General features: G+C 73.9%; 18 protein-coding genes. 4 read left to right on the top strand and 14 right to left on the bottom strand.

The genetic code is table 11. From position 1 onward, the window contains the following. Window positions 1–30: 30 nt before the first annotated feature. The 3 genes from ACFYNO_RS14760 to ACFYNO_RS14750 are packed head-to-tail and all read right to left on the bottom strand — an operon-like array spanning window position 31 to window position 2,259. On the bottom strand, window positions 31–279 hold the full coding sequence (locus ACFYNO_RS14760; RefSeq protein WP_388011085.1) for a hypothetical protein: 249 nt from the start codon (window positions 277–279) through the stop codon (window positions 31–33). Between the two features lie 55 nt (window positions 280–334). Then, window positions 335–859 carry a GNAT family N-acetyltransferase gene (locus ACFYNO_RS14755; protein WP_388011082.1) on the bottom strand — a complete coding sequence of 175 codons (525 nt, stop codon included), beginning with the start codon at window positions 857–859 and terminating at the stop codon, window positions 335–337. Continuing rightward, entirely contained in the window at window positions 856–2,259 is a 1,404-nt protein-coding gene (locus ACFYNO_RS14750; protein WP_388011079.1) for a hypothetical protein, read from the bottom strand. Before ACFYNO_RS14750 ends, ACFYNO_RS14755 begins: the two co-directional genes overlap by 4 nt. 170 nt (window positions 2,260–2,429) lie before the next feature. Here ACFYNO_RS14750 and ACFYNO_RS14745 point away from each other — a divergent pair, with 170 nt between their 5' ends. After that, window positions 2,430–2,909: an NUDIX domain-containing protein gene (locus ACFYNO_RS14745; RefSeq protein ID WP_388011076.1), complete on the top strand. Its 480-nt coding sequence runs from the start codon at window positions 2,430–2,432 to the stop codon at window positions 2,907–2,909. On the opposite strand, the gene ACFYNO_RS14740 is transcribed toward ACFYNO_RS14745, so the two are convergent. Beyond that, on the bottom strand, window positions 2,857–3,567 hold the full coding sequence (locus ACFYNO_RS14740; RefSeq protein WP_388011073.1) for a PIG-L deacetylase family protein: 711 nt from the start codon (window positions 3,565–3,567) through the stop codon (window positions 2,857–2,859). The genes ACFYNO_RS14745 and ACFYNO_RS14740 overlap by 53 nt on opposite strands. 64 nt (window positions 3,568–3,631) lie before the next feature. Here ACFYNO_RS14740 and ACFYNO_RS14735 point away from each other — a divergent pair, with 64 nt between their 5' ends. Continuing rightward, a complete protein-coding gene (locus ACFYNO_RS14735; protein ID WP_388011070.1) occupies window positions 3,632–4,747 on the top strand; it encodes a hypothetical protein in 1,116 nt (371 codons plus the stop codon). Here the strand turns inward: ACFYNO_RS14735 and ACFYNO_RS14730 are convergent. The 6 genes from ACFYNO_RS14730 to ACFYNO_RS14705 all read right to left on the bottom strand — a co-directional run bounded on the left by ACFYNO_RS14730 (window position 4,726) and on the right by ACFYNO_RS14705 (window position 10,876). After that, entirely contained in the window at window positions 4,726–5,676 is a 951-nt protein-coding gene (locus ACFYNO_RS14730) for an aldo/keto reductase (RefSeq protein ID WP_388011067.1), read from the bottom strand. The genes ACFYNO_RS14735 and ACFYNO_RS14730 overlap by 22 nt on opposite strands. Then, on the bottom strand, window positions 5,673–6,587 hold the full coding sequence (locus ACFYNO_RS14725) for an NAD-dependent epimerase/dehydratase family protein (RefSeq protein ID WP_388011064.1): 915 nt from the start codon (window positions 6,585–6,587) through the stop codon (window positions 5,673–5,675). The genes ACFYNO_RS14730 and ACFYNO_RS14725 overlap by 4 nt, the downstream gene beginning before the upstream one ends. Then, on the bottom strand, window positions 6,584–7,228 hold the full coding sequence (locus ACFYNO_RS14720) for a hypothetical protein (RefSeq protein WP_388011061.1): 645 nt from the start codon (window positions 7,226–7,228) through the stop codon (window positions 6,584–6,586). Before ACFYNO_RS14720 ends, ACFYNO_RS14725 begins: the two co-directional genes overlap by 4 nt. Further along, window positions 7,215–8,759 carry an AMP-binding protein gene (locus tag ACFYNO_RS14715; RefSeq protein ID WP_388011058.1) on the bottom strand — a complete coding sequence of 515 codons (1,545 nt, stop codon included), beginning with the start codon at window positions 8,757–8,759 and terminating at the stop codon, window positions 7,215–7,217. Before ACFYNO_RS14715 ends, ACFYNO_RS14720 begins: the two co-directional genes overlap by 14 nt. Further along, a complete protein-coding gene (locus tag ACFYNO_RS14710; RefSeq protein WP_388011055.1) occupies window positions 8,759–9,886 on the bottom strand; it encodes a hypothetical protein in 1,128 nt (375 codons plus the stop codon). Before ACFYNO_RS14710 ends, ACFYNO_RS14715 begins: the two co-directional genes overlap by 1 nt. 75 nt (window positions 9,887–9,961) lie before the next feature. After that, on the bottom strand, window positions 9,962–10,876 hold the full coding sequence (locus ACFYNO_RS14705; protein ID WP_388011052.1) for an NAD(P)H-hydrate dehydratase: 915 nt from the start codon (window positions 10,874–10,876) through the stop codon (window positions 9,962–9,964). 120 nt (window positions 10,877–10,996) lie between these two features. Between ACFYNO_RS14705 and trpD the strand changes: the two genes are divergently transcribed. Then, entirely contained in the window at window positions 10,997–12,049 is a 1,053-nt protein-coding gene (trpD, locus tag ACFYNO_RS14700) for an anthranilate phosphoribosyltransferase (RefSeq protein WP_388011049.1), read from the top strand. 14 nt (window positions 12,050–12,063) lie between these two features. Here trpD and ACFYNO_RS14695 read toward each other — a convergent pair whose 3' ends face one another. Then, window positions 12,064–12,993 (bottom strand): nucleoside-diphosphate kinase, encoded by a 930-nt coding sequence (locus ACFYNO_RS14695; protein ID WP_388011046.1) that lies wholly within the window; start codon window positions 12,991–12,993, stop codon window positions 12,064–12,066. 586 nt (window positions 12,994–13,579) lie between these two features. Between ACFYNO_RS14695 and ACFYNO_RS14690 the strand changes: the two genes are divergently transcribed. Next, complete coding sequence (locus ACFYNO_RS14690; RefSeq protein WP_388011043.1) at window positions 13,580–13,834, top strand: hypothetical protein; 255 nt, start codon at window positions 13,580–13,582, stop codon at window positions 13,832–13,834. Between the two features lie 331 nt (window positions 13,835–14,165). On the opposite strand, the gene ACFYNO_RS14685 is transcribed toward ACFYNO_RS14690, so the two are convergent. From ACFYNO_RS14685 to ACFYNO_RS14675, 3 genes are read right to left on the bottom strand one after another with little or no spacing between them, the layout of a single operon-like run. Continuing rightward, window positions 14,166–15,770, bottom strand: a complete 1,605-nt coding sequence (locus ACFYNO_RS14685; RefSeq protein ID WP_388011040.1) for a hypothetical protein — start codon at window positions 15,768–15,770, stop codon at window positions 14,166–14,168. Then, window positions 15,767–16,828, bottom strand: a complete 1,062-nt coding sequence (locus tag ACFYNO_RS14680; protein WP_388011037.1) for a bifunctional DNA primase/polymerase — start codon at window positions 16,826–16,828, stop codon at window positions 15,767–15,769. Before ACFYNO_RS14680 ends, ACFYNO_RS14685 begins: the two co-directional genes overlap by 4 nt. Then, window positions 16,825–18,900, bottom strand: coding sequence for a hypothetical protein (locus ACFYNO_RS14675; protein ID WP_388011034.1), 2,076 nt, complete (start codon window positions 18,898–18,900; stop codon window positions 16,825–16,827). Before ACFYNO_RS14675 ends, ACFYNO_RS14680 begins: the two co-directional genes overlap by 4 nt. Window positions 18,901–19,794 lie beyond the last annotated feature (894 nt).

Raw genomic sequence — 19,794 nt, 5'->3', positions numbered from 1 at the left:
GTGGCGGGGCTGGCGGCGCCACAGTGATCGTCAGCCGCGAGGGCCGGTCCCGGTCTCCGTCACCAGGGTGATGCGCTCGGCGCAGACGGACGCATCACCCGTGTGGTGCCCCGGCTCGAACACCGCGACCGTGTAGCTGGCGATCCCAGAGGGCAGTTGCAGGAACATCTCGTTGACGCGCGACTTGGTGTGTTCCAGGGCGTCGGACGCACCAGGTTGATCGACGATCAGCATGCGCGGGCCGATCCCGGGGATGTCCACCTCGACGTTCCACTTCATACGGCCATCCTGGCAGAGCGTTCTTCCCCAGCCTGTGATCCGGGGCCGGGGCGGGCTACGTTGGCAGGCCGGTGTGTGGGTGGGGCGCCGCCGGTTGCAGGACGGCCTTCTTCAGCGCCCGGTTGATGTCGGGGTTGCGGCCGGGGACGTACGAGCGAACCGGCGCGTAGCCGCATGCGGTGTACAGGCCGAGGGCAGCGATGTTGTGGACGCCGGTCTCCAGCAGGACCTCGGTGTGGCCGCGGCCGAGTGCGTCTTGTTCGAGAGCGGCGAGGATCCGGCGGCCGAGCCCTTGCCCGCGGGCGGCGGGGGCCACGTACATCCGCTTGATCTCGGCTGTCGAGGGGCTGAGGGTGCGCCAGCCTCCGCAGGCCAGGGCCGGTCCGTCTCCGAGGCGGGCGAGGAGGAACTGGCCGTGCGGGGCGTCGAATTCCGCGCTGTCGGTGGCCTCGGGGTCGTCGGCGCTGCCGTAGGTGGCCAGCTGCTCCTGGTGGAGGGCCCGGGTGAGGGCGCGAGCGTCGGCGGTGCCGTACGGGACGGCGGTGAGCGTCCACCGGGGGGCGGCCTGGAGCAGCGTCATGGTGTCGATAGTGCCGTGCGGAGGGCGTCCAGCGCATCCCCGTGCCCAGCGGAGCGCAGTTGCCGGCCAGCGGCGGTGCGGACCGTGGTGAGGAGGGTGCGGCACCGGATGGACTGCACCTGCGAGAGGGTGGGGGCCAGGGCGGTGATCCAGTGCGCGGTCGCTTCGGCGTCCCGGGCCCCGATGCTGGCGCGGACGAGGTGGATTCCGTGGAGAAGGCCGGAGCGGCGGTAGCCGGTGGCCGTTCCCTGGGCGGCGATGGGGCCCAGGAGTTGGGCGGCTTCGGTGAGCAGGGGGGAGCGTCGTCCGCGGGTGTGGGCGGCGAGATCGACGAGCGCCTGGCCCGCTTCGGCGTCGATCTGCTGGGGGGTGAAGTAGTACAGGGAGGGTGGGTCGTCGCTGTGGCGCTGGCCGATCAGCCGCCGACATCGGTCGGTGGCACGGCGGAAGGCGTCCAGGTCGCCGGCGGCGGCGTGGGCGGTGGCGAGCCGTCCCCACGCCCGGGCCTGGACCAGCGGGACGGCCTTCGCCGAGTGCTCGACCGCGGCGTGCGCGAAGCGCAGGGCCAGCCTCGGGTTGCCGCCGGCGGCGTGCTGGTAGGCGAGCATCCCAAGGGCGTTGGAGACGGTGTTCGTGTCTCCGGCGGCGCGCGCGATCCGGATGGCCAGGAGCTGGTAGCGGTGGCCGGCCGGGTCGAGTCCCGCGTCGAAGCTCATCCAGCCGGCAAGCTGCGCGGCGCTGGCGGCGTGCCGAAGGAGGCGGTTGCCAGTGGCCGCGTCGTAGCGGCCGGTGTGGATGAGGACCAGGGACTCGTGCAGGGCGATGCGGGCCTGGCGCTGGCTCAGGGAGCTGCCGCCGGTGCGGTCGTCGAGGCGGCGCAGCGCGGCGAGCTGCTCGAAGAGCATGTCGACGAACTCCGGCGCGACGTAGTCGCCGTCGCCCCGCCCGGGGGCCGGAGGGGCCGCGGGTTGGCGGGTGGCGTCCCAGACGGCCGCAGAGAGGTACTCGGCGGCGGCGGAGTGGACCAGTGCCGGCTCGACGGACCCGCTGGTCCACTCGGCCGCGGTGCGCAGGACGTGTCCCAAGGGGAGGGGGCCGAGGAGTTCCTCGGTCTCGGCGGTCTCGGTGGTGGGCTGGTCGAGGCCCCACAGCTGCGCCGTCGTGTAGCGCTGGCCGGTCGCCTCGGTCAGGACCACCGCCACGACGTCGCGTACGGCGGGTGAGCGAGGCAGGTGCCCGCGCAGCCACTTGTAGCCCGCGGTGAGGTCGACCGGGGGGTGGCCCATGGCGTTCAGCCGCGGGTTGATGGCCTTCACCAGCTCGCGAGCCGACCACTTGGCGTGGTCCAGAGCTTCGGCGAGCACAAGGTGCGCCGGGGAGGGGGCGATATCAGTCACCACGTCATGACGTTAGGTCACAATCGTTCGAGGTGGGGAGTTTCACGGGATTTCACGCTTGCCGTGCCCGCTTCACGTTCTTCACTGCGCGGGGTGCTGCCGGGCGCCGGGTGGTGGTGATGGGCTGGGCGGGTGCCGGTCCTTCCACTTCCTCACGTTCTACGGTGGCTTTCATGATCCCTGCCTACGTTGCCGCGTTGCGCGCTCTGGTCGGCCCTGACCACGGGCTCTGGCTGCCGGGGGTGAACGCGGTCGTCCTGGATGCGGGGCGGGTGCTGCTGCACCGCCGCTCCGACACCGGGGAGTGGTCGATCCTCAGCGGCATCCTCGACCCGGGCGAGGAGCCGGCCGACGGAGTGGTGCGCGAGGTGAGGGAGGAGACCGGGATCAACGTGGTGGTGGAACGCCTCGCCGGGGTGACGGTCTCCCCCGAGGTGGTCCACCCGAACGGTGACCGGGCGCAGTACCTGGAGCTGATCTTCACGTGCCGTCCCGACGGGCCGGGCCAGGTGGCCCGGGTCGGGGACGACGAGTCGCTCGAGGTCGGCTGGTTCCCCGCAGACGCGCTGCCGCCGATGCGGGAGCGGACCCGCGAGTTGCTCAGGATCGGCCTGGAGAAGCGGGAGCGGGCCTGGTTCCGGCCGGCCGGATGACGGTGTGGCGGATCACCTCGAACGCCTCGGCGGCGTCGTGGCCGATCTGGGCTCCGCGCAGCCGGGCCGCGGCCAGGACCGCTTCGGCGGAGCGGGTGTGCGGCCAGGGCCGCATCTCCGAGGCGTACACCGCCAGGGCCTGCTCCTTGACGGCCAGCGCGGCGGGGGTGAGGGGCTGGAACCAGGTGGGGTGGAAGGGCCGTTCCCCCCATTCGGTAGCGGATCGGACCTCCCAGGCGAGGACCGTGGTGACCGGGCTGCCGGGCTGGGGCCGGGTGGCCGCGGCGACGGCCTCGGCGGTGATGCGGTGGTCCAGGGACAGGTCGGCGCTGCTGTGGGTGTAGACGATCGTCGGCCGCCAGCGCCGGATCGCGGCTTCGACGGTCTGGGTGACCTGTAGCCGGGGCGCGCTGTCGAATGCGTTGTCGGGCAGGTCGGCGATCTGGACGTCGGCGCCGTAGAGGGCGGCGGCCCGGTGGACGCAGGTGCTGCGGTGGCCGAGGTCGTCGTGGCCGGGGCGGCTGGTGGAGCTGGCGCTCAGGACCAGGACGTGCACCTGGTCACCGGCGGCGGCGTGCTCGGCCAGGGTGCCGCCGGCGCCCAGGGTCTCGTCGTCGGCGTGGGCGGCGACGGCCAGCACGGACAGGGGGGTGTTCACGGCGCTCCTCGTTGAGGGATCGGTTCGGGCCGCGGAGCCCGGTGGACGGAAAAGGGTGGGTCGCGTGGGGGTCGGAGAGTTCCCGGGGGCCGATGTGCGGGCCGGGCGAGCGCGGATCGGTCAGGGGGTGCGGATCGGGGAGGGCGCGGTGATCGTGGCGGACGACCTGGTGCTGGCGGACGGGGCGGTGGTGGGGCCGGGCTGCGATCTGCGGTCGGCCCGGCTGGAGCTCGGCACGGGCGCGCAGGTCGGTGCCGGAGGCCGGTGGTGGGTCGCGGACTTGGCCCGCCTCGGTACGGGCTCAGTGGTCGATGCCGGCTCGGATGCGGTGTGCCGGGAGCTGACGGTCGGCCAGGGCACCTACCTGGGGCAGCGGCTGCGGATCGGTGCGGGCGCGACGATGGAGGAGCGCTCGATCGTGCAGATCGGCGACGGCTGCCAGATCGCGCCGGAGGTGACGCTGAACTGCACCGAGCCGGTGCTGATCGGCAACCAGGTGGGGATCAGCGCCGAGGTCGCGATCCTCACGCACGGGTACCACGCCGGGCACGCGGTCCGGGACGGGCACGGCGCGGCGTTCGCCGGCGTCGAGATCGAGGACGGGGCGTGGCTGGGCTTCCGGGCGGTGCTGCTGCCCGGGGTGCGGGTGGGCGAGGGCACCATCGTCGCGGCGAGCGCCACGGTGACCAGGTCGCTGCCTGCCGGGGTGCTGGCCGGCGGTGTGCCCGCGGTGGTCAAGCGCGAGTTGCGGCCGCAGGCCCTGGACGTGCAGCAGCGCCGCGAGGCGGTCACCGCCCTGGTGGCTGGCTGGCTCCAACGCCTCGCCTTCAAGGGCCTGATGGTGCGTGAGGTGCCCGGCACCGGGGGCACACCGGGGTGGGAGGTGTCGGGCCGGGGCGGCTGCTGGCAGGTACGCCTGGACACTGAGGCACCGGTGGTGTCGGTGGAGCTGCAGCAGACCGGCGGCGGGGTGGTGGTGTTCGGCTTCGCGGAGCCGCTGGCGGTGGCGGGGCTGCTGGACGAGGTCGGCCACGATCTGCGGGATTTCTGCCGACGGGCGACGTGGCTGTTCCCGTACGAGGCCAACAGCCGGGGCCTGATGCCGGAGCGGTTCGCCCGGCTGCTGGACGGCGGGACGGACGGTGGCGCCGAGGCCGGTCATGGGCGGGCTTCGAGGTAGGCGGCGAGTTCGGGGGTGACGCGGCCGGCCTGGGCTGCGCCGGCCATGCTCTCGGTCAGTTGCTGGAGGGTGCGGGGGCCGATGACGGGGATCACCGGGGCCGGGCGGTGGGCGCGCAGGTAGGCCAGGGCCAGGCCGTGCGGGGTCATCCGCATTGCGGCCGCGGCCTGGTGGAGCCGGTCGCGGCGCTCGCGCCCGGGGGCCGTGTCGTAGGTGCCGGTGTGGTGGTGGGCGTGGCGGCCGCTGTGGCGGGCGGCCAGGTAGCCGGCCGCGAGGGTGCGGTAGGGGATGACGGTCATGCCGTGCCGGGCGGCCATGGCCAGGTGCCCGGGGTCGGCTTCGACGAGCCCGGGCTCGGCGGGCGGGTCGGCGCGGGGGATGAGGCTCCACAGCGGGGCGGTGACCGTCGGGGCGGCGAGGTGGGCTGCGGCGGCGTGGTCGGCCCAGGCGGTCAGGCGGGTGGTGGTCCAGTTGGATGCGCCGACCTGCTCGGCGGTCCCTTCGCGGACGGCCCGGTCGGCGGCGTCCGCGATCTCGGCCACGGGCACGGCTGGGTTGTCGCGGTGCAGCAGCAGGACGACGGCCCGGCCGAGGCACTCGGCGCTGCGGCGGGCGGAGGCGATGATCGCCTCGGGGCGTAGATCGCCCCGGCCTGGGCGGGTGGGGTCGAGCCCGGCCTTGGTGATCACCCGCATGCCGGTGGTGCCGCTGTCGCGTAGCCAGGTGCCGATCAGGGGTTCGGCGCGGAAGGCGCCGCCTGCCGGGCCGTATGTGGGGGCGGTGTCGATGAGGCGACCGCCGAGCTCCTGGTAGTTGTCGAGGAGTTGGCGGCCCCGGTCGTCGGGGATCGCGGCGGTGCCGAACTCGAAGGTTCCCAGCGCCGCCGCACCCGCGAGCGGGGTGGCGGCGCCGGTGGAGACGAGGGTCACCGGCCGGCTCCGGCCGGGATCCAGGAGAGGGCGCGGACGCGGGCGGTTTCGGAGAGGACCTCCTCGAACGGGCGCTGCGGCGGCAGGGGTCCGTAGGTGGCGGTGAACAGGTCCATGTCGGCGGTGAAGGAGCGGATCTCGTTGGGCCGGGGCTGGACGTGGGTGATGGAGCCGCGGCCGGTGGCGCGGATGACGGTCCGGGCCAGGTCGAGGACGGTGATGGACCGGCCCGAGCCGATGTTGACGACGGGCAGCAGCTGGTCGGCTTCCAGGATGCGGCCGAGCATGGCGGTGGTGTCGTCGATGTGGGTGAGGTCCCGGGCCTGGGTTCCGGTGCCCTCGATCGTCAGCGGCCGGTCGGCGAGGGCGGCGTCGATGAACGCCGGGATCACCGCGTCGGGGTCCTCCCACGGCCCGTACGTGTTGAAGAAGCGGACCGTGCCGATCTGCCGGCCGCGGCCCAGCTGCTGGCGGTAGATGTCGGCGAGGTGCTCGGTGGTGGCCTTCCCGGCCGCGTACGGGGAGCGGGGCTGGTGCGGGGCGTGTTCGGCGAGCGGGCCGCTTTGCTGGCCGTAGACCTCGCAGGAGGAGGCGAGCAGGAGGCGGCCGGCTCCGGAGGCGGCGAAGATGTGGATCATGTGCCGGTCGGCGCTGGTGTTGTGCTCGAAGCCGCCCGGGGCGAACGAGGCGGGGACGGACTTGTGCGCGGCGAGGTGGACGATGGTGTGGAAGCCGTCCAGGTCGGCGGGGGTGAGGGTGCGGACGTCGCGTTCGACGAGGTGGTCGGGGCGGGGCCGGGGCGAGTGGACGGACAGGTCGTCCAGCGCGGTGACGGTGTGTCCGGCGGTGCGCAGGGCGATGGTGAGGGCGGAGCCGATGAAGCCGGCCGCACCGGTGATCAGCAGGTTCACGAGCGGTCCTTGGCGAGGTCGAGGGTGTCAAAGTAGGCGGCCAGGGCGGCGGGGTCCTGGTAGGTGTGGGCGCGGATGCCGAGCGCGGTCGCGGCGTCGGTGACGATGGCGATGTCGTCGACGAGGACGAGATGCTCGCGGGTGGTGTGGTGGGCGGCGGCGACGTGGTCGAAGAACTCGGCGCTGGGCTTGGTGGCCCCGATCTCGTGCGAGCAGTGCACGGCGTCCAGCACCGGCAGCTCCTCGCGGAACAGATGGCGCCAGAACGCGGCGTGCAGAACGTTGGTGTTGGAGACCCCGACGACGGCGTCGAAGCGCCCACGGACCGCCGGGCTGGCCAGCAGCGCGAGCAGGGTGGCGTCGGTGGTCCCGTAGATCGAGTTCCAGCCCCGCTCCAGCTGCTCGTCGCTGAGGTCCACCGCCAGGAGGTGGCGCAGGTGCTCCAGGTAGACGGCAGGCTCGATCTCTCCACGCTCGAAGGCGTCGAACGGGGCGTCGATCAGCCAGCGCTCCCGCAGTTGCTCCGGGTCCTGCCCGGCGGCGGTGGCCCACGCGGCGATGGCCTTCAGGAAGGAGTAGCTGAAGAAGACGCCGCCCATGTCGACGAGCAGGACGCGGCGGGGTCGGTCAGGTGAGGGCACGGGTGGTCTCCAGGGCAGGCAGCAGGTGGCGGTAGTGAACGGCGATCAGGTCGCGGCGGGGTTTTCCGGTGGAGGTGACCAGGAGGAGCTCGGGCCACCGGTCGGGCAGGACGTGGACGGCGGACAGGTCGCAGTAGGGCAGCTCGCCGGCGCGCCGGGCCGTCTCGACGCCGTGGTGGAGGTCCTCTTCCAGGGCGGCGACCTGTTCGGGAAGCCAGCCTTCGGTGCCCGGGGCCGAGACCAGGGCGACGGCGTGGGGCAGGCCGGGGCCGAGCAGGCACGCGGCGTCGACCTCGGGGTGGGCGAGCAGGTGGGCCTCGACCGGCTCGGGGTTGATCATCTCGCCCGCTCCGGTCTTGAACGCGGCCCCGATCCGGCCGCTCAGCCGCAGCCCGCCCGCCGCGTTCTCGTCGGGGCTCACCCGGTCGCCGGTGTGCAGCCAGCCGTCGGGGTCGGTGACCGGGTTCAGCCGCGGCCACTGTTCGACGTACCCGGCAGCCATGTGGGGGCCGCGCAGCAGGAGTTGTCCGTCGTCGTCGATCCGGTGTTCCACGGCGACCGGCCGTCCCAACCCGGGGGTGGTGGCGTCGTCCTGGTGGAAGGTGGGCACGGTGGTCTCGGTCGCGCCGTAGGCGCCGCAGATCCGAACTCCCGTGTGCCGGTGGAGGGCGTCGGCGACCGTGCGGTCGAGGGCGGCGGCGCCGTTGACGGCGGTGCGCACCCCGGCCAGGGCCTGCCGGAGCCGCTGTCCGGCGTCGCCCGGCTGCTCGCAGGCGGCGGCCAGGCGGGCCCAGATCTGGGGGACTCCGAGGAGGGTGTCCGTCCGGTGCCGGATCAGGTCGCCTTCGAGGCGGGCCGGGGTGGAGGCGACGACGGTGGTCCCGTACAGGCACATCAGGGTGTGCCCCATGATCCGCTGGGCGACGTGGGAGACGGGCAGGTAGGACAGGGCTCTCGCGGGCCGGCCCGCCCAGTGGGCGGTCCAGGTGTCGGTGCCGTGCACCAAGGCCGCCTCGGTGAGGGCGACGGCGCGCGGCACACCGGTGGTGCCGGAGGTGAACACGATCGTGGCGGTCTGCTCCAGCCGTCGCGCGGCCAGGCGCCGGGCCGCGGTGCGCCACTGCGTGGGTGTGCCGCCCGGCCGGGTGCTGCGCTCGTCCACCGTGTGTACCGGCGTCCGGGTCTGGTCGGCGACGTCGGCGAGCTCCCGGTCGCCGACGGTGTCGAGGACGGCGGCGGGATCCACCACCGGCCACAGCGCGTCGAGTTGGGCGCGGCTCAGGTCCGGGAGGACGGCGGGCACGCCGCCTGCCAGGAGCACGGCCAGGTCCGCGATGCTGAACAGCGGGGCCCGCTCGGTGCGCAGCAGCACGACGCGCCCGGCCACCTCGGCGGTGGCACGCAGTTGCTGGGCGAGGGTCAGTGCTCGTCCGAGCACCTCGTCGAACGTCCAGACGGCGCCGTTGAGGCCGATGATGGCCGGCAGCTTGCCGGGATGGGCGAGGAAGCGGGGCAGGAGGCGGTCGGCCATCACAGGTCCCTGGCGGTGGTCGCGGTCAGGTGGTGGGCTCCGGCGAGCTGGTGGCCGCGGGCGGCGACGAGTGCGTGCCGGGAGATCGTCAGGGCGTCGCGCCAGCAGCCCTCCAGGCCCGCGGCGCGGTGGATCGCGGCCGCCCCGGCGGCGTCGAACAGCGTGCGGCACGCCTGTTCGGCGGCCTCGGCCATCTGGCAGCAGGCCGTGCGCAGCAGGGCCCGCTGCCCGGGGCTGACCTGGCCGGCCAGTGCGCTGCTCCATGCGGCAGCGGTCGCGGCGTCCAGCAGGCCGGCCGCGGCGCGGAGGCGGCCGTCGGCCCGGTCGAAGGCAGCCTGGACGGCGGGCTGGCCGGCCATCGGCCCGCTGCCGTAGCGGGTGGCAGTGGTCGAGGCGAGGGTGGCGAACGCGGTCAGGGCCCGCTCGCCGCTCGCGCGGGCGACCTCGGCAATGCACCCGGCCAGCAGCCCGTAAAGGGGGTAGCGGTACAGCGCCCCGTCCGCCAGCGGCGGGTCGGTCAGGCTGATGCTGTGCGCGGGCGGCACCAGGGTGTCGCAGGCCACAGTGTAGGAGGCGCTGCCCCGCAGCCCGAGCGCGTCCCAGTCCTCCTCGACGGCCAGCTGGCCGCGCGGAACGAGCCACCAGCGGGGGCCCGCCGTACCGGAGGCGTCGGCCGGGGCCGCGAGGGCGGCCAGGGTCATCGCCGGCGCGCCGGTGACCAGCGGCCAGCGCCCCCGCAGCCGCACCCCCTCGCCCTCCCGCTCGGCCAGGCCGACCGGCACCGAGGAGCCGGCAACCACCGGGGCGGCGCCGACCAGGTCGCGGGCCACCTGCACCGGCAGGCGCGACAGGAACGCCCCGGCCGGGCCGTGGATCGCCGCCACCCATCCGGCGGCCGGGTCCGCGAGGGCGACCTCGCGCACCGCCGCGAGGATCTGCGGCACGTCCCACTGCAGGCCGCCGCAGTCCGCGGGCACCGCGGCCCGGGGCAGCGCCGACGCGGTCAGCGCCTCCCACACCCGAGGGTGCAGCGTCCCGTGCTGCTCCCCGAACTCCCGGTGCTCGCCAGCCGTTCGGCTCAACTGCCCCACCGCCACGAGGGCGGGCTGGTCGTAGACAAGGGTCATCGCGATCTCCAAACGGGTCAGGTCGGGCACAAGGCGAAGGGCGCCGCCGTCGGCGGCGAGTGGAGCGGAAAGAGGTCAGCGCAGCCCGGGGCCGGCGAGCAGGTCGCGCAGCACGTGGGCGACCGTGTCCAGGAGGTCGCCCGTTAGCCAGCCCGGTCCCGCCTCCCGGGCCAGGGCCTCGCCGGCGGCGCCGACCAGGTGGCAGGCCAGCGCCGCCGCGTCGGCGGGCGCCAACATCTGGGCGAGCAGCGTGGCGGCGACGCCGGCGAGGACGTCTCCCGTACCGTGCCGGGCCAGGCCCGGGTGCCCGGCGGGCACCAGATAGCTCCGGGTGCCGTCGGCGATCCGGTCCGGATCGCCCTTGGCCACCAGCACCGCGCCGGTCTCCCGGGCCGCGTCAGCCAGCGCTGCCCAGTCGACCGCCTCGCGCCGGACCGGCGGGCCGGGGGCGATGAGGAGGGCGTGGGCCTCGGCGCGGTTGAGCAGCACCAGGTCGGCGCCGAGGCGCCGAAGGCGCTGCCGGGCGCGGGGGCCGCCGCCCAGCGAGCCGTCGACCACCAGCGCCGTGCCCCGATCGCGGTCCCGGGCCTCTTCCAGGGCGTCGAGCACCTTCCCGGCCAGCGGACTGCCGCCCAGCCCGGGACCGACCAGCCACACCACCCGGCCCCGGGCCGCCGTCTGCGCGAGGCCCTGGGCCATCCGCCGCGACGCCCCGGCCACGATGTCCACCGCCGCGGCGTCGAGTTCGGGCCCCAGCCCCGCGATCAGGTGCGCCTCCAGAGCCACCTGCTGCGCTGCCAGTGCGGGCGGCGCGGCGACCCGCACGCCGTGCGCCCCGGCCCGGCGGGCCGCCAGCGCCGCCACGTACGGCGGAGCGGGGTACTCGCGCGAGCCGCCGATCACCATCACCAGCCCGCCGTCGCCCTTCACTCCCCCATCGGCCACTGCGGCGGCCCGCAGTGCCAACTCCCGGGCGACGAAGGCGTCCACCCGTGCGACGCCTTCGTCTTCGCCCTCGCGAACCTGGCGGTATGACGATTCGTCAGTCGCTAGGCTCGGAACAGACACCCGTGCCGGCACCCGGCGCCGGGCCGCTTCGAGGGGAACCCCGTGACCGCTTCCACCCGTACCTGGCCGCACCTGCTCGCCACCTTGCTGCGCGGCGAGGACCTGACGGCGGACGACACCAGGTGGGCGATGCGCGCGGTCATGGACGACGACCACGAGCCGGTCGCCCTGGCCGGCTTCCTCGTCGCACTTCGCGCCAAGGGCGAGAGCCCTGCCGAGCTCAGCGGCTTGCTCGACGCCCTGATGGAGCGCGTAACCCCGCTGCCCGTCGACGGCACCGGCGTCCTGGACATCGTCGGCACCGGCGGCGACGGCGCGCACACCGTCAACATCTCCACCATGGCCGCGATCGTCACAGCCGCCGCCGGCGTGCCGGTGGTGAAGAACGGAGGCCGCTCGGTCTCCAGCAAGAGCGGCTCCGCCGACGTCCTGGAGCAGCTCGGCGTGCCGCTCAGCCTGGGCCCCGAGCAGGTCGCCCGCTGCGTCACCGAGGTCGGCATCGGCTTCACCTTCGCCCCCGCTTTCCACCGGGGCCTGCGCCACGCCTCCCCCGTGCGCCGCACCCTGGGCGTGCCCACCGCCGTCAACTACATCGCGCCGCTGACGAACCCGGCCCGCCCCGGCGCCGCCCTGGTCGGCTGCTCCAACCTCCAGCTCGCCCCCGCCCTGGCCACCGTTCTCGCCGACCGGGGCACCCGGGCGCTCGTCGTCCGCGGCCACGACGGCCTGGACGAGATCACCACCGCCGACGTCACCGACGTGTGGACCGTCGGTGAGACCGGCGTGCGCAAGTCCACGTTCGACACCGCGCGCTTCGGTCTGCAACGCCCCGGCCCGGACGCGCTGCGCGGCGGGGACGCCGCCTACAACGCCGACGCCGTCCACACTGTGCTCGCGGGCGCCCCGGGGGCCGCCCGCGACGCGGTTCTCGCCAACTCCGCCGGAGCACTCGCTGCCCACGACGCCACCGCCGGTCTCGAGGACGCCTTCGCTGACGGCCTGGACCGGGCCCGCACCGCCATCGACAGCGGAGCCGCCGCCGACCTGCTCGCCCGCTGGACCAAGCTCGCCTCCGAGCTCGCCCAGCCGCGCTGACTCCCTCACCCCGGTCACCGGTGCGCCCCGCCGGTCAGCAACGGGGCCTGCCGCGACCAGCGCGTGACCGCCTCCCACCGCGACCCGGTGCCCCCGACGGCGATGTCGCGCACCAGTTCCGCGAACGCCTCCCCCCGCCGACCCGGCCCCCGGCCCCCGGTGGCGTTCTCCGCAGCCCGGCCGGACGGCGGCTCCGGATAGGCCGCCACCACCGCGGCCAGCGCAGCCTCCACGACCGACCCCGGCTCGCACGGCCCGGACACATGAGCGGACGCCACCAACGCGGCCCGCTCCCGCCAGGGCAGGAACACCGCCAACTCCCGCACCACGTCCAGCGGATCGTCGCTGGTGTGCACCATCGTCAGAAGCCGGTTGGGGCTGCCCGCCACCTCGCGCAACGAGTCCGCCGCACGCCCTCCGGGCACGTTGCCGCCCTTCAAGCGCGTCAGGCGCCGCGCGGCATCACCGTCCCGGTGCCGGTACAACACCAGCAGCCCCGGCCCCAGCTCCACCACGGCGTCCAAGAGCAGCAGCCTCTCCGCGGTCGCGCGCCGCAGCTGCCACCACCACAGCGCCCGCACCCCCGCCCGCTCCAGCCGAACCACGCTCGCACCCACCGCCGTGAACCCGGCCGCCTCCACCCTCGCGAGCACGTCCACCGCGGCCCCGGCCGCAACGACGTCCGGCCGCAGCCACAGCAACGCCGTCTCCGACGCGAACCGCTGCGCCTCGCCTGGACCGAGCACCCCGACGACCGTCGCCCAGCCCTCCCGCACCAGCGGGTCGAAGGCGTAGTGCCGGCACTTCTCCGCATCCCGCGTCAGGTGCTCAAGGTCAGGAGTGGGCATGTCCGCCCACCCCTGGCCCGTGGCCGCCACCGTCCCCACGGATGTCGTCACTGCGATCCCCTCCCACTCCCGCCGGCCGTGTTCCTCGACCAGCACACCGCGGGCGGCGGGACGGTCACAGTGGCCAAGGCCGTGAAGACCGTGAACGCCGGATCGTTTGCGTGAATCCGCGTGAAACCCGATCCGGCCCCGCCGAGAGGCCGGAGCCTGGGACCGCCGCCTGCTGCGGCCCGGTGACGCAGGGACGCGCGGTGACGCTGACGGATGACGCTGTGATGTTCACCCGGCCGCCGCGTTGACCTGCGGGTTTGCCTCCGGCCAGGCGGACGACGGACGCTGATGACGCTCTGACGCACCATGTCTCTGGCCCAGCTACTTCTCTTCTCCTTCCCCTCCAGTGAGATGGGGTACGAGAGCGTCATCAGCGTCATGGGAATGCAGCTGGCAACGAGAACTTGCAGGTCATAGCTGGTCCCTGCCGCGCAGAAGGTACGTCACGGGCAGCGTCACCCCTGCGTCACTGTCCTCAGGCAGGCGATCTTGACCGATTGCCAAGTGATCTTGGCGGCTGAGCACCGCCCAGCCAGTCGGCCCCTACGAACTCGGACCCTCACTCCTTGGTGATGACTCAGCAGCCGTCGGCCTGGGTAGCCACCCATGGCACAAGGACCAGGGAGGCCGTATGGAGCCGCAGTACACCAGGGACTCTCCCTTCGGCCGGTGGCTGGCCGACCGGGCCGCCGAAGCGCAGACGCTCGACGCACTGCTCCCTGACCCTGGGGCTGCGCCCAGCAGCACCGCCCGGTGGGCGGCCTGCGAAACGGCCCGGATCCACCACAAGGTCGGCTGCCCACTCGGTCCCCCGCTCGCCCAGCGGGTCGCCGACCTCCTATACGTCGGACCGTGGGACGTTGTCGACGCCTTCCAGCAGCAGTAACGGCAGCCGCCGCCCTCATAAATCAAGATCAGGTGGCGGGAACCACTGGCCATCAGAGTCACATGGCAAAGATCAAGATCACCTGCCAGAGGACAGCCGCCGCCTGCCGGAGGCGGCGACCGTCCCCAAGCCGGCGGGGCGAGCCCCGCGACGATCGCCCGCCTCCCTGACGGGCTCCGCAGTACCGGGCGCTGAAGGAAGGGCTCCTCGGATCGGCACTGGTCGGCCTTCTGTGGGCGTCCGGGCATGCGGATGGCCCGCGCGTCTGGGTGGGACGGCGGGTGGGGTGAGCAGTGTGGGACCTGGTTCCGTCAGGCGGGCGGGCGTTGGGTCAGGTGCGCGGGTCCGGGGCGGGGTGGAGGGTGATGAGGAAGCCGCGCCCGGAGCCGCTGCGGGGCAGCTTGCGGACGTCGATGCCGCGCTGGCGCAGCGCCGGGGCGAGGGAGGTCAGGCGGGCGGAGAGCAGGGCGGTGGTCTTCGGCCAAGTGTCCAGGAGAGGGCCGGGCGGTCGGAGGGTGGTGTCGAGCTGACCGGTGGTGGCCTGCCACTCGGTGGTGCCGGCGATGGAGGCCCAACGGGTGAGCGCGGTGGCCACCGGGTCGGCGTCGATGACGTCGTCGGTGATCTCGTCCTGGGAGCCGGTGTAGGTGGCCAGGGTGTCCCAGCCGGTGACCGCGTCGAGGGCCCACAGCAGTTCGGCCCAGTCGGCCATCCGCGGCCGCTGGTCGAGCTGGTCGGCTGCGTCGGGCAGGCGCGCCCACACCGCGGCCGCCAGGTCGAGCAGGCCGCCGAGGATACGGCCGTGCGCGGCCCGGTAACGCCGCCACAGGTCGTGCTCGCTGCGCCGCGCCTTGGGGTCGATGGCGTCCAGGGTAAAGGGGAGCAGGCGTTCGGCGAGGTCGGGCTGGAGGGCGCCGACGTCGATGCCGGTCAGCAGGACGGGGCGCTGGTAGGCCCATGAGGCGACATCGTCGTCCGTGTACATCTCCCTCTTGGCGACGGAGGCCCCGGTGACGGTCCGGCACAGGAAGTCCGACAGCCACTGGGGGATGCCATGGATGTTGTCCAGGCCCATGGTCCAGCCGGCCGAGCCGGCGACGGCCCCGTCGTCCTCGCTCCGGGGAACGTTGCGCACCTCGGCGCGGATCCCGTCGAGTACCCGCAGCAGTTGTCGGGCGGAGGTCGTCTTGGCCGTGCCGCGTTCGCCGTTGAAGTAAGCGATGGGGCGGGGCATGTCGGGTCGCAGCCCGGCCAGCAGCCAGGCGACGGCCATCCGCCAGGACGGCTCGGCGAGCGCGGACAGCTCGCGCAGCTGACCGAGGCCGACCTGCCAGCCGCCCGGATCGCGTTCGGGGAGCGGGAGTTCGCCCGTCAGTCGGGTACGCCGCCACAGCGGGCCCTCGCCGACGGGCGGGGTGGTCACTGACCAGGTACCCGGTTCGATGCAGACGCTCTGCCCGTCCGGGCGGCCGAGGTCGAGCCAGGTCACCTGCTCGTCAGCCGGGTCGGGGGCGATCCGCAGATGCACCGGTTGCTCCGGGGCGTCCAGGGCGAGGGCGTCCATGGAGGAGATCGCGTCGGTCAGGCAGCCCTGGGAAGGAGCCCGTCCGGTGCGCAGGACGTAGGAGCGGTTGAGGAGTTGACGCAGGCTGCCTGTGCCGCCGAAGCCACCGGCGGCGCGCAGCGGGCGGGCGATCGGCGGCCCGTCGACGGGGACGGCGTACGCGGTCTGGTCGCACCTCACCAGCTGGTATTCGTCCATGCCCAGGTGCAGCAGGACGTCGGACTGCGAGAGTTTCGGCCCGCGCTCCGGGCTCGGCTGATCGGCGGGCACCGCGGCCGCCGACTCCCCCGGCCCGGTGGGCGGCGCCGGACGGGCGGACCGGGCTTCGCCGGCGGGAGCCGGGAGCGCCACGCGGGTGGTCAGGTCGGTCATGGCCGTGCTCCGGGGCTCGGGATGGTGCGCGGCGAGCGCATGCCCGCCTGAACTGCGCGGCGGAGGGTGGACTGGGCGTGGGCTTCGCCGGGGTCGACCCCGGCGAGTGCGGCGGCCTCGGTGAGCGCCTGGTGGACCTCGTCGAACTCCAGCAGCCCGGCACCGACCAGCTGGCCGAGCCGGAACCCGCTGCGGTTGAGCTGGTCATTGCGGCCGACGCGGGCGCAGGCCACCGTCTCGGCCTCCCGGCGCAGTGCCGCTGCGGCGTACGCGGCCGCGTCGTCCGGCCGGTGCCGCGCCGCAGGCCGGGGAAGCCGGATCCGGGCCGGCGGCGGGTCAGCGGCAGGGTCGCGGGAGCGCAGGCCGACCCGCCCGAGCTCGAGGGCGAGCCAACGCGGCAGCCGGGCAGGTTCGGATTCCGGCCCGGTGACCTGGTAGCAGCCGGCCGGGGTCCTGGTCGTGGGTGCGACCGCCGTGGACCAGCCGGCCCGCACGTCGATCTGCCAGCCCAGCCGGCCGGCGCCCTGCGTGAACCGGGCCCCACCGTCGCGGTACCAGAGGTGGACTCCGCCACCCGGGGTACGCACCGTCAGCGTCGGCGGGGCGTGCAGCAGGCTCTCGGCCCGCCGTACCCGGCACAGCAGTTCCAGCACGTCCACCCCGGTGCGCACCCGGTCGGCCTCCGGGACGGTGGTCAGGTCGATGCCGGGCAGCAGCGCCTCGCGCTCCGGAAGCGGATGGTCGTGGTCGTCCAGGTCGACGACCACGACACCGGACGGGCCGGTGGCCACGCCGACGGCGAAGTCCCGGCGCCACCAGCGGCGGATCAGCTCGGGATCGGTCGTCGCCGCCCGCACCCCGTGGCAGTACCGTCCCACCGCCAGGCAGCCGCAGCCGCCGGCGCCCAGGTCGGGGAACCCGCAGGGTGGCCGACCGCCGGGTACGTCCGGCCGACACCGGCGGCAGTTGCCCACCGGGCGCTTCGATCCGGGCAGCAGCGGATGAACCCACCACCCCCGTGCAGCGCACCGCAAGGCCAGCTCAAGTCCGCTGCTCACGCCGCGCTCACCGCCTCCCGGGCCTCGACCGGCAGGACCGGCGCCAGCAGGCTCTCGCCCTCCAGCGGCCGGGCCGCGTACTCGACCATCCGCTCCCGCCAACTACCGGCCGGGGGCTGGACCGGGGCCTGGACCTCGGCGCGGACCTGGTCCAGCCGCTGCGCCAGCAGGGCCTGCGCGGACCGACGAGCCGCCTCGTCGGCCGCGGCCAGGACCTCCGGCTCAACGCGGCGCCGGGCCCGCTCGATCCCGGCCACCCGCTCGGCCTCGGACCTCGCCTGCGGGCCCCGAAGCAGCGTCTCCAGCGCCAGAGCACGCTCCCTGACCACCAGCTGCTCGGCGAGCTCCCGCAGCTGCCAGACCACCGCCGCCTCCGGCAGCCCCTGGCCGCGCAACCCCTCCCCCGCCTGCTCGGCCTCAGCCTCCAGCCGCGCCCGGCACACGCCCAGCAGCCCGGCCGCTGCGGCCGGGACGTCCACCATGCCTGCCGCCACGGCCGCGAACTCCGCGGCTGACTCCAGGGCCTGGCGCGACGTCCGGGTCTCCGAGCAGATCAGGCACAGCCCGCCGGCCTCCGGTACCCCGCACTCCGCACATGGCTGCGCCGCCAACTCGGCCTGAGCAGCCGCCTGTTCCTCGCGCTGGTGGACCCACGCTTCCTCGCACCGAGCGCGCTCCACGGCCGCACGCTCACGCCGGACGGCCTGCTCAGCAGCCAACCGGGCGACCTCCCGGCTCAGCCGCCGCTCGACCTCCGCCCGGAACTCGTCCGGTTCCAGCGAGGGCAACTCGTCAGTGACTGCGCGCGCCACTTGGTGCCGCAGCGCCCGCCGGTCCTCGATCAGCAGCTCGCAAGACGGACAGACCTGATCGGTGTCCATCCGCACCCGGTCGTCACAGGCCATGGCGTAGCACTCGACCCGCTGTGGCAGACCTCGGCCGAGAAGCCAACCAATCGGATCCCGCACCGGCTGCCCGAACTGCGCGGCCAGCCGCCGCTCCAGCCGTTCCGCCAGCACCACCGGCGCCTGCTCCGCGCCGACGATCCCGGCCAGGCGCACCAACTCGGCCCGAGCAGCAGCACGGACTCGACGCCGGCCACCGGCATGCCCGATCCGCGCCCACTCCCACCGGACCGGCGCCAAGACCCGCTCTAGCCCCCGGGGCAGAGACCACCGCGGCAGAATCGGCGCACCACCGACAGGCACCTCCCGGTCCTGCTGTTCGACGACGTGGTCCTGGTGCTGTTCCCCGCGAAGCGGGCCACCGCAACCCCCGACCTGCCCGCCGGAGCCGAGAAGGCCCGGCTCGGGCTGATCCTCACGCCCGCTCGCGCGCTCCGGCAACGGCGGGGACCCCGAGACGGCTTCGCCGGAAAAGCAAAACTCAGCAGCACCAGAACCACCTAGAGCAACCACCTGAGGCGCGTGGTGGGCGTGGAGTGGTGCACCATCGACCGAGCTACCGGCCGCCGCAGCAGCGCCTTGATTTCCCAGGTCAGAGGCATCCTCATGCCCGGTCGGCCCTGCTTCTGCGTCGCCCTGACCCCTGAGTGCACTATCCGGATCGAGCAGATCACCGTCCACGACGTCGAAGAAGCCCTGCTGGACCCACCCGTCTCCCGGCTCCGGCGAATCTCCATCGTCCACCGCCCCCGCGCACTGCGCGCACACTGCGCCCTGGTCCTCCGGAGCAGCTCCGGGTTCGACGTCCTGGGGGACCTGATCGGGCACCACCTGCAGATCCGCCGACGAACGCCCGTGCGCGGCCGCGACCGCCGGCACCAGGATCCTCAGCCGCGCGTCGGGAACCCCGCGGCCCGGCACCTCCAGGACCCCTTGCCGGATCAGCCCGTCGACCACCCGGGCCGCTTCTGCCAGCGGGCAGCCGACCAGCCGTGCGACCGTCGCATCTGCCCGGTCGAATCCGGCCGCCACGGCTCCGCCCACCAGCCGCACCCGGCCATCTGGCCGCGCGGCCAAGACCAACCGGAGAAGCGCGAGACGCTCGGCCGCTGCGCCGCGACCCCGCCGCTCACCGAGCAGCCCGGGAGGCGTCTCCGGCTTGCCCACCGGAGCCCACCCAGGTCCGAACAGCCGCTCGCACAGAGCTAGGAGGACCGCCAACTCGCTCTTCTCTAGGACCAACGGATCTGCGCACCGTGCCTGTGCCGCCGAGAGCGGCAACAAATGCCAGCGCAGGCCCGTCACCCGGCGCACGCCCTCGACCGTCGCCGTCATCACCTCGGTCGAGACCGCTCCTGAGCCGCGGAGCGCCGGTAGTACCCGGTGATCGACCCACGACTTCGACACCCCCACCCATCGGGCCAACTCCCCGGCTGTCAGCTCCAGTTGCGACTCCCCTGCTGGTGATTTCGCCAACAGGACGACTGCGGACAGGGCCTCGACTGATGGGCGTTGACGAACCGAACGATCCGCCAGTAGGGCTCCGAGCGCGCCGGAGATCCGCTCCCGAGTACGCCGCACCAGTCGCAGCGGCTCCTGCAGCGTGGCGGGGTCGGCACGCGCAGAAGTGCTGGGTGTGTAGGGCGCTTCACCGCGCGCGCCCCTTCGAGGGGAACGCGATTCGTACCTTTTTGTTCGATTTTGGGCATAGTCCAAGCGCGGCTCCGGCGAGCCTTTTTTTGGCAATACGGGACTAGCCCTATGGCTGGCGGCTATGATCTGCTCCAGAACTGCATAGGGATGTGGGCACAACGCAACCGACCGCTTGACCGTTTTTCCGAAGATGCCTGGTCAGCGGGGGTGAGAGCGTCGGCCGCGCGAAAGCGGCTTCAGGTCAGGTCAGGTGGCTGTTGAACCCCTCCCGTGTCGTTGCCAGCGGTTGGCCCCGCAGGAGACGACGGACGGCCGACTGAGTCGGCTCGATGAACTGAACATATGAAGAGCTCGGGTGGCCCCCGAGCGATGGGCGGCTTGGCTGAGCCGCCCGGGAGGCGACCTGAG

The organism is Kitasatospora sp. NPDC006697 (assembly GCF_042869935.1).
Lineage (GTDB): Bacteria > Actinomycetota > Actinomycetes > Streptomycetales > Streptomycetaceae > Kitasatospora.
This window is presented reverse-complemented; position numbering and strand designations above follow the sequence as displayed.

Excerpts from the sequence above, each read along its gene's own strand:
- ACFYNO_RS14760 (WP_388011085.1), bottom strand. The coding sequence starts at position 279 with ATGAAGTGGAACGTCGAGGTGGACATCCCCGGGATCGGCCCGCGCATG.
- ACFYNO_RS14715 (WP_388011058.1), bottom strand. The coding sequence starts at position 8,759 with ATGGCCGACCGCCTCCTGCCCCGCTTCCTCGCCCATCCCGGCAAGCTG.
- ACFYNO_RS14710 (WP_388011055.1), bottom strand. The coding sequence starts at position 9,886 with ATGACCCTTGTCTACGACCAGCCCGCCCTCGTGGCGGTGGGGCAGTTG.
- ACFYNO_RS14755 (WP_388011082.1), bottom strand. The coding sequence starts at position 859 with ATGACGCTGCTCCAGGCCGCCCCCCGGTGGACGCTCACCGCCGTCCCG.
- ACFYNO_RS14745 (WP_388011076.1), top strand. The coding sequence starts at position 2,430 with ATGATCCCTGCCTACGTTGCCGCGTTGCGCGCTCTGGTCGGCCCTGAC.
- ACFYNO_RS14685 (WP_388011040.1), bottom strand. The coding sequence starts at position 15,770 with ATGACCGACCTGACCACCCGCGTGGCGCTCCCGGCTCCCGCCGGCGAA.
- ACFYNO_RS14690 (WP_388011043.1), top strand. The coding sequence starts at position 13,580 with ATGGAGCCGCAGTACACCAGGGACTCTCCCTTCGGCCGGTGGCTGGCC.